This window comes from Paenibacillus sp. N119s (genome assembly GCF_059447605.1).
The window spans coordinates 1-808 of sequence record NZ_JCAJRU010000472.1; the positions used below are offsets into that span (position 1 = coordinate 1).

Annotated in this window: 1 protein-coding gene; it reads right to left on the minus strand. The window is 46.8% G+C overall.

The features are described 5' to 3' along the window. The coding region (gene trpS, locus AC5V8P_RS25830; protein ID WP_495474088.1) for a tryptophan--tRNA ligase at positions 1-795 on the minus strand (795 nt) is incomplete at its 3' end. Between the last annotated feature and the right edge of the window lie 13 nt (positions 796-808).

An 808-nucleotide genomic window follows, 5' to 3' on the forward strand; every position in this document is an offset into this window, starting at 1 on the left:
GTACATTTGTCCTTCATAACGATCCTGTACTTCTTGGAGCGACAAACCGGAACACTGGCTGTAAATGCTCATTAGATTACTAATCTCCGGTTTATTGGCCGGATCATATTTAACTTCACTGCCCGAATCGGTAGTGGCGCGGCTGATTTTTTTGCGTATAACTTTCGGATCGTCCAGCAGCGCAATAAAACTGCCTGCATTCGGGTTGCTCTTGCTCATTTTTTTGGATGCATCATCCAAGGACATAATTCTTGCCCCTACTTCAGGGATATACGGCTCGGGAATCGTAAAATAATCTCCATAACGATGATTAAAACGGCCCGCCAAATCCCGTGTCAGCTCCAGATGCTGTTTCTGGTCGTCGCCTACTGGGACAAGATCTGCATTGTAGAGCAAAATGTCAGCTGCCATCAACGACGGATATACGAACAGCCCTGCTCCTACGGAATCCTTGCCAGCAGCCTTATCTTTAAACTGAGTCATACGCTCCAGCTCGCCCATATTCGTCAGTGTCGTCATCAACCATCCCAGCTCAGCGTGCTGAGGAACATGGGATTGTAAAAAGACGTTGGACTTCTCTGGGTTAATACCCGCTGCGATAAATAATGCCGCCACCGCCTCCGACTGCTCGCGTAATTGAGCTGGTTCCTGCGGTACGGTAATCGCATGAAGATCTGGAACCATAAAGTAACATTGGTGATCCTCTTGCAATTTGACAAAGTTTTTCATAGCGCCGATGTAATTGCCCAATGTAAGTTGTCCACTAGGCTGAATACCTGAAAGTACAGTTTTCATCTTTTTCTCCTCC